Source organism: Draconibacterium sp. (assembly GCF_041583095.1).
GTDB lineage: Bacteria > Bacteroidota > Bacteroidia > Bacteroidales > Prolixibacteraceae > Draconibacterium.
Genome location: NZ_JBFHGM010000254.1, coordinates 1 through 7,407, shown reverse-complemented (window position 1 = coordinate 7,407; position 7,407 = coordinate 1). Strand labels below are relative to the sequence as shown.

At 39.5% G+C, this 7,407-nt stretch carries 6 protein-coding genes; 4 read left to right on the top strand and 2 right to left on the bottom strand.

Going from position 1 to position 7,407, the window contains the following annotated elements; genetic code table 11:
• Window positions 1-108: 108 nt before the first annotated feature.
• Entirely contained in the window at window positions 109-486 is a 378-nt protein-coding gene (locus tag ABZB17_RS18185) for a four helix bundle protein (RefSeq protein WP_372652253.1), read from the bottom strand.
• Window positions 487-539: 53 nt separating this feature from the next.
• The gene (locus tag ABZB17_RS18180) at window positions 540-2,729 is read right to left on the bottom strand and encodes a peptidase domain-containing ABC transporter (protein WP_372652251.1); all 2,190 of its coding nucleotides are present in this window, start codon (window positions 2,727-2,729) and stop codon (window positions 540-542) included.
• Between the two features lie 484 nt (window positions 2,730-3,213).
• Between ABZB17_RS18180 and ABZB17_RS18175 the strand changes: the two genes are divergently transcribed.
• The 4 genes from ABZB17_RS18175 to hemC all read left to right on the top strand — a co-directional run.
• Window positions 3,214-3,894: a response regulator transcription factor gene (locus tag ABZB17_RS18175; RefSeq protein WP_372652249.1), complete on the top strand. Its 681-nt coding sequence runs from the start codon at window positions 3,214-3,216 to the stop codon at window positions 3,892-3,894.
• 122 nt (window positions 3,895-4,016) lie between these two features.
• Entirely contained in the window at window positions 4,017-5,300 is a 1,284-nt protein-coding gene (locus ABZB17_RS18170) for a sensor histidine kinase (RefSeq protein ID WP_372652247.1), read from the top strand.
• Between the two features lie 163 nt (window positions 5,301-5,463).
• Entirely contained in the window at window positions 5,464-6,717 is a 1,254-nt protein-coding gene (gene hemA, locus ABZB17_RS18165) for a glutamyl-tRNA reductase (RefSeq protein ID WP_372652245.1), read from the top strand.
• A partial coding sequence (gene hemC, locus ABZB17_RS18160; RefSeq protein WP_372652243.1) for a hydroxymethylbilane synthase occupies window positions 6,714-7,407 on the top strand: 694 nt, incomplete at its 3' end. The genes hemA and hemC, both read left to right, overlap by 4 nt.

The following is a 7,407-nucleotide window of genomic DNA, read 5'->3' as shown; positions in this document are numbered from 1 at the left end:
CTATTTTTTTGTCATCAGCCACAGAATCTATTGTTTGTTTTTATTTAACTCACTCTAATGTATTGCTCAATTGTTAAATTGTTCTATTGTTAAATTGTTTTCAGCAACTTAGAACTTCAGTTTCTCGTTTGTATAGTTTATCAGATTATAAATCTCTTTTCTTAAATCGTCAAGAATCCCAAGATAATCATTACCAGGTTCCGAAGAAATCAACTCTCTTGCCGATGACTTTTTTATCCAGTCGGCAACTTCCTCAAGCGATCCCATACTAATCCTGTAAAAACGAACTTTATCCTTCTTAGAATAACGTCCAAAACCTTCTGCAATATTTGCCGAAATAGAATCTACCGATCTCACTAACTGCTTTCCAACTGTATCTTTGGCAAAATAATCCCAACCTAAAACTTCTTTCCAAATGTCATTTGAAAAAGCAAATGCCATCTTATAAGCACTTATTTTTTCCAATGTCAGATATTCTTTTGGCATAATCTTCAATTTTACAGTTTTTCAATTCAACAATTTAGCAGTTCTGCAATTTATCAGTTTCCCAGTTCCAATTGATTTTTTACCAGTTGATAATATTTCCCTTGTTTTGTAATCAGCTCTTCGTGTGTTCCGCGTTCAACAATTTCACCTGTTTCGAGTACTATAATCTGATCGGCATTTTTCACCGTACTTAAACGGTGCGCCACCACCACCACTGTTTTACCGGCCGAGAACTTGTCCATATTTTCCATGATCATTTTCTCGTTGTTGGCATCAAGCGCATTGGTTGCCTCATCGAAAAACAGGTACTCCGGCGATTTATAAATCGCCCGGGCAATCAGTATCCGTTGCTTCTGCCCCTGACTTAAACCAACACCTTCCTGCCCTATTTTCGTATTGTAACTCAAAGGCAATGCTTCAATATAATCCTGTATGTTGGCCATTTTAACGGCATTCAACAAACGCTCCTGATCAACGAGTTCATCGTTCACCACAATATTTTTCGCAATGCTGTCGGAAAAAATAAAACCATCCTGCATGACCACACCACAGTTGTCGCGCCACATTTGCGGCGAATAATTTGCCAATCGCGTTCCACCTATTTTAATATCGCCGGCAACGGGCGGATAAAAACCGAGTAACAATTTTATCAGTGTGGTTTTTCCACTTCCGCTGGTCCCAACAATAGCAGTAGTCTTCTTTTCCGGAATCTCGAGATTGATATTATTTAAAACCTTTGGCGAACGCGGACCTTCATACTGAAAAACCAAATCGTTAACCGATATCCCTTTATTTTCAGGCAGATTTCTCACATAAGACTTACCGGCTTCACTCTCATCTTTTTTCTCATGTATCTCTGCGAGGCGCTCCAAACTAATCTTGGCATCCTGCGCGGTGTGCATAAAATTAATCAACTGACGCAAAGGTGTATTTAGCTGCCCTATTATATATTGTATAGCCAGCATCATACCAAGGGTTAATTCGCCATTTACCACCGCCGTAGCAGAAATGATTATAATAAGAATGTTTTTTGTTTCATTTATAAATACCGAACCCGCATCCTGGTATTGCTGCAGCGACAAACTCTTTACACTAACCTTGAACAAACCGGCCTGAACACGCTCCCACTCCCAGCGTTTTTGCTTTTCGTAGTTGTTCAGTTTTATCTCCTGCATCCCGTTAATAATCTGGATAAGTTTACTCTGATTTTCCGAAAGTTTACTAAACCGCTTAAAATCGAGCTCGCGCCGGCGTTTCATAAAAACATAGATCCAGACAAAATACAGGGCCGACCCCACAATGAAGATCAAAAATACGGTCCAGCTGTAAATGGCCAGCACAATGGCAAATACCACCAAACTAAAAACCGAGAATAACACTCCGATTGACTGGGCCGTTAAAAAGCGCTCAATCCGGTCGTGATCTTCAATTCGCTGCAATATATCGCCGATCATTTTCGAGTCGAAAAAGCCTAAAGGCAATTTCATCAACTTGATCAGGAAATCGGAAATAATGGATATATTAATACGTGTACTGATGTGCAGCAAAATCCACGAACGGATAAACTCAACCGACATTCTGCTAATGAATAAAACCAATTGCGCAATAAGAACCAGGTAAATAAACCCGATATCCTGGTTATTGATACCAATATCGACAACGCTCTGTGTTAAAAAAGGCAATACCAGCTGAATACAACTCCCGAGAAAGAAACCAAGAATTAACTGAATTACCAGTTTTTTATACGGTTTCAGGTAATTAAAAACAAACTGAAATCCGGTACGTTTAACCTTGTCGTCTTCGCTTTGATAAAACTCGGGAGTAGGTTGCAAAAGCAGGCAAATTCCCTTTTCCTCTCCACCGGAAACGGTTGATATCCATTTTTCGCAAAACTCCTTCTCCGAATATTCAACCCGTCCAAAAGCAGGATCCGCCACACAAACTTTCCCTTTTTTAAACTGATGAACAACAACAAAATGTTCCTGTCCCCAATGTACAATACAAGGTAATGGTGCCTCTTTCTTTAATTGCTGAAAAGTAATTTTCACTCCCATCGAGCGCATCCCAATCGCTTCAGCAGCATCGCTGATTCCCAGTAACGACACACCTTCCCGGGTGATGTAAGAGTTTTCGCGAAGAAATTCGGTGGTGTAATGTTTCCCATAATATTTAGCCACCATACGCAAGCACGTAGGGCCGCAATCCATTGCATCAAATTGCTGATAAAACGGGAACTTTGACATAACTTTCTTTTGTTGCGGAAAGATAGGAAAAAAATCAGGTCCTCATAAGCTTAGTTGTGCCATTTTATTAACTATAACATGAGGAAAACCAAATAAACCAGAGCAGGAATAAACCCCAGTAAAGACAATGGCCGTGCCGAATCCTGAAATTGTTCTTTCTCGCTTAAATAATAAAATAGTGCAACCGGCAGCACTGCAATCACTAAACTTATACCAAAAAAATCAAAAAAGACCCCCTTTTCAGTTAGAAAACGAAATTGGTGTGCTCCTTCCCTAAAATAAAAAATGGCAGCTGAAATAACGGCTGAAACAAGAATAATTACCACCGGATAAATACGGCAACAAAGTTTATTTTTTTGCATGCCGTAAGATAATTATAAAGTTTTTGAACGGTATAACTCAAGCATCATATTCTAACTCAATTGGAACAAATGACGGCATAAGATTGAAAAGTTATTATATTGCAATTTGAAAAGAAGTTTGCATGAAGATTCTTATTATAGAAGACGAAATAGCTTTATCCGACGCCATTTTTCAGTACCTGACCGATGAAGGTTATGTGTGCGAAACAGCCTATGATTACAACACGGCGGCCGAACATATTGAAATCCATTTTTACGATTGTATTTTAGTGGATATTAATTTACCCGGCGGCAGTGGGCTCGACCTTATCCGGCAGGTAAAAAAGGACAATAAAAAAATGGGGATCATTATTATTTCAGCACGCGATTCGGTGGAAAACAGAATTGAAGGGCTTGAAATTGGTGCCGATAATTACCTCACAAAACCTTTTCACCTGGCCGAATTAAATGCCCACCTAAAATCGATAAACCGGCGGATTAATTTTGATGGCGACAATCATATTCTCGTTAATGAAATAAAAATCCTCCCCGACTCGCACCAGGTTTTTGTAAACGGCAGGGAATTACAACTCACAAAAAAAGAGTACGAACTGCTTCAGTTTTTTGTGGCCAACAAAAACAAGGTGATTACCAAAACCGGATTGGCACAACACCTTTGGGGCGATTATATGGACATTGCCGATTCGTACGATTTCATTTATGGCCACATTAAAAACCTCCGCAAGAAACTGATAAAAAAAGGATGCACTGATTATATAAAAACCATTTACGGTGTTGGATATAAATTCGATACAGAACAATGATAAAAACAAAGATTAAACACAAAGACTCAAAGACACAAAAACATTGTGCTTTTTTCGTTTAGTTTTGTGCCTTAGTGACTTTGTGTTCTATTTGAAAAGTATAGATCAGACATGCAAAAAGTATGAAACTACTCACCAAAATAAGTCTCAATTTCCTCTCCATTTCACTTTTCATTTTTCTGCTAGGGCTTATCGCTTTTTATTTTTTACTCCGCCAACAGGTTAACCAAAATATAAATGTTGAGTTGCAAAAACGGCAAACAAGTATTCTGAACGAATTGAAATCCGCACACTCGGCTGCTACCACACCGACCGATTTTGAAAAAAAGGTTGAAATAACTCCGATTCCTGCTAACCAAACTCCGGTTGAAGGTTATTCCGATACGCTAATTGTGAACAATGAAACAGGCGCTTACACCGCTTACCGTCAACTGCAGTTTGTTTCGGAGATTGGCGGACAAAAATACCTGGTACGAATCTTTAAATCGCACGCCGAAACCGACAACCTGATGGTGCGCATCATCTTATCAATGACTCTCTTGGTAGTTGCCCTTATTGTAGGACTTTTGGTGCTAAACCGGCACATTTCGCAAAAAACACTAAAATCGTTTTACGACACCATCAACAAAATAAAAAAATACGACCTGAACACCCACGAAGATTTTCAGTTGAAAGAAAGCGACATAAAGGAATTCAACGAGTTAAACAAGGTTTTGACCTCGATGACCGAACGCATTAAAGACGATTATTACAACCTGAAAGAATACACTGAAAATGCCTCGCACGAGCTGCAGACTCCTATTGCCGTAATTATTTCGAAAATGGAGCTTTTGCTGCAGTCGGATTGTATGCAGGAGAAAGAACTAAAAACAATTAGCGATGCCTACGAAGCCTCCACAAAACTTTCGCGCCTGACCAATACATTGCTGTTGCTTTCTAAAATCGGCAATCGTCAATTTCCGGAAGTTAAGGAAGTTGATTTAACTGAAATTATCAATACCCAACTTTCGTTCCTCGAGGATCTTATCGCAAGCAAAAAGATTTCGGTGGAAAGCCCCGACAAAGCATATTTTGTTGAAATGAATCCGTACCTGGCCGACATTCTTATTTCCAATCTGTTAAAAAATGCCATCCGCCACAATCACAAAAACGGTTCTATTTCAATATCCACAACGGAAAAACAACTCACGATTGCCAACAGCGGTGAAAAAATTCAGGGAACTGCCGACGATATTTTTAAACGATTTTACAAATCATCATCATCCGATCATTCGGTTGGATTGGGGCTTGCCATCGTTCAGAAAATATGCGAAGTTTCGGGTTTTAAGGCCCTTTATTCCTATGAGAACAATCTGCACAATTTTAGTATTATTTTTAACCCGGAAACAAAGAATTTTGAAGACTGAATCTCAAAATAACAACACCGCTTAATCTCCTGTTTTTCTGATACATTAACACAACACTTACAAGCCTTTGTTCAATACCCCTCCAAATCTGGTTTTTTCTACAGATTTTCTACAGATTGTTTTAATAGTATTGTTTCAAAATCAAGACTTAATCAATTCATTCATGATAGGATTACTTGGATTAAACCACAAAACTGCTCCGATAAAAGTTCGCGAGAAATTTGTTTTTTGCGAAGAAGATGTGAAGCGTTTTGTGCCGCAATTAATCGACGCAGGTATTAACGGTGCAATCGTTGTTTCGACATGCAACCGTACCGAAATATATTTTGACTACCCGGAAAAAGACATTTTTGACTGTACATCAACATTGGCAAAAATGCTTTTTGACTGGAGGAAAGCGGATAAAAGTGTGGGAGCACATTTTTACCATAAATTTCAGGACGAAGCTTCGCAACATTTATTCCGTGTAGCATCGGGCCTCGACTCGATGGCGCTGGGCGAATACCAGATTGTTGGCCAGTTGAAAGATGCTTTTGCCATTGCCGACAAATATGAGCTGCACACTCCAACGCTAATTCGCCTGTTTAACAAAGCTTTTGAGGCCGGTAAAAAAGTTAGAACAGAAACTGCACTCTCAAAAGGAGCCGTTTCAATTAGTTACGCTGCCGTTGAACTGGCGAACAAAAAACTGCATAATCTTAGTTCGCATCCAACATTATTACTTGGTGCTGGTCAAACAGGTGAACTCACACTGCAAAACATGCTGAAAAAAGGTTGCAACAAGTTCACCATTATTAACCGTACTGCAGAAAAAGCAGAAGAACTGGCGAAACGCTACAAAGGTGTAGCAAAAGAGTTTTCGGAACTGCAGAATGAACTGGTTCACAACGATATTGTAATTACATCAACCGCATCGAAAAAGCCACTTATTACAAAAGAGATGGTCGAACAGGTAATGATTGAAAGACAAAATAAACCAATGTTTTTTGTTGATCTTTCGGTACCGCACAACGTTGCACCGGACGTAGCAGAAATCGAAAATGTTTTTGTTAACGATATCGACGATTTAAATGCCGTTGTGGATAAAACATTTGACATTCGTAAGGGTGAAATTGAAAAAGCAGAAACTATCATTGCTGAGTTTGTTACCGATTTTAGCGACTGGCAACACACCCGTAATCTGACTCCGACTTTCCAAAGCATCAGCGATAATTTTAAGAAAATAAATGAGGCCGAACTCGAAGGTTTTATCAAACGACAGTCGAAAGACAACACCGATGAAGCTTCGATGTATGCCGATCATATTACCAACAAATTTATTCGCCTGATGATTAAAAACGTTAAATCGATCACCGATAACGGGCGTAAAAAAGAATACATCGAACTCGTTAACGATCTGTTCAAGCTCGCTCCATGAAACATATAATTCGCATTGGTACACGAGGCAGTAAACTTGCCTTATATCAGGCTTATAGGGTAAAAGATGAACTGACACCAAAATTCCCTGAAAAGCAATTTGAGATTGTCGTTATAAAAACAAAAGGCGACAAAATTCTGGATGTCCCGTTGTCAAAAATCGGCGATAAAGGGCTATTTACCAAAGAGCTGGAAGTGGCCATGTTCAACAATGAGATCGACATGGCCGTGCACAGTTTAAAAGACCTTCCCACTATTTTCCCTGAAGGAACAAAACTGGGAGCTGTACTGGAAAGAGGCACCGTTAACGATGCACTGGTCAGCAAAGATCATTTAGAACTTTCGGAACTGACTTCGGAGCACACAATCGCAACCTCTAGTTTACGACGCAAAGCACAATTGCTACGCTTGAATCCGGATTTTAATATTGTCGAAATCAGAGGAAATGTAAATACGCGCATCCGCAAAATGAATGAAGGTTATTGCGATGCGATGATTATGGCAGGAGCCGGATTACAACGTTTGGAAATGGATGAAGCGATCACCGAAATTCTGGACACAGAAACCATGATACCGGCCTGTGGACAAGGTGCTATCGCCATCGAAATAAAAGACAACGACCCGGAGATTGAATCTATCATCACACAGATCAATCACAAGGAAACGATGATAACAAGTTCGGCAGAACGTG

Coding starts and splice junctions, on each gene's coding strand:
- hemA (WP_372652245.1), top strand. CDS start 5,464: ATGATAGGATTACTTGGATTAAACCACAAAACTGCTCCGATAAAAGTT.
- ABZB17_RS18185 (WP_372652253.1), bottom strand. CDS start 486: ATGCCAAAAGAATATCTGACATTGGAAAAAATAAGTGCTTATAAGATG.
- ABZB17_RS18170 (WP_372652247.1), top strand. CDS start 4,017: ATGAAACTACTCACCAAAATAAGTCTCAATTTCCTCTCCATTTCACTT.
- ABZB17_RS18175 (WP_372652249.1), top strand. CDS start 3,214: ATGAAGATTCTTATTATAGAAGACGAAATAGCTTTATCCGACGCCATT.
- ABZB17_RS18180 (WP_372652251.1), bottom strand. CDS start 2,729: ATGTCAAAGTTCCCGTTTTATCAGCAATTTGATGCAATGGATTGCGGC.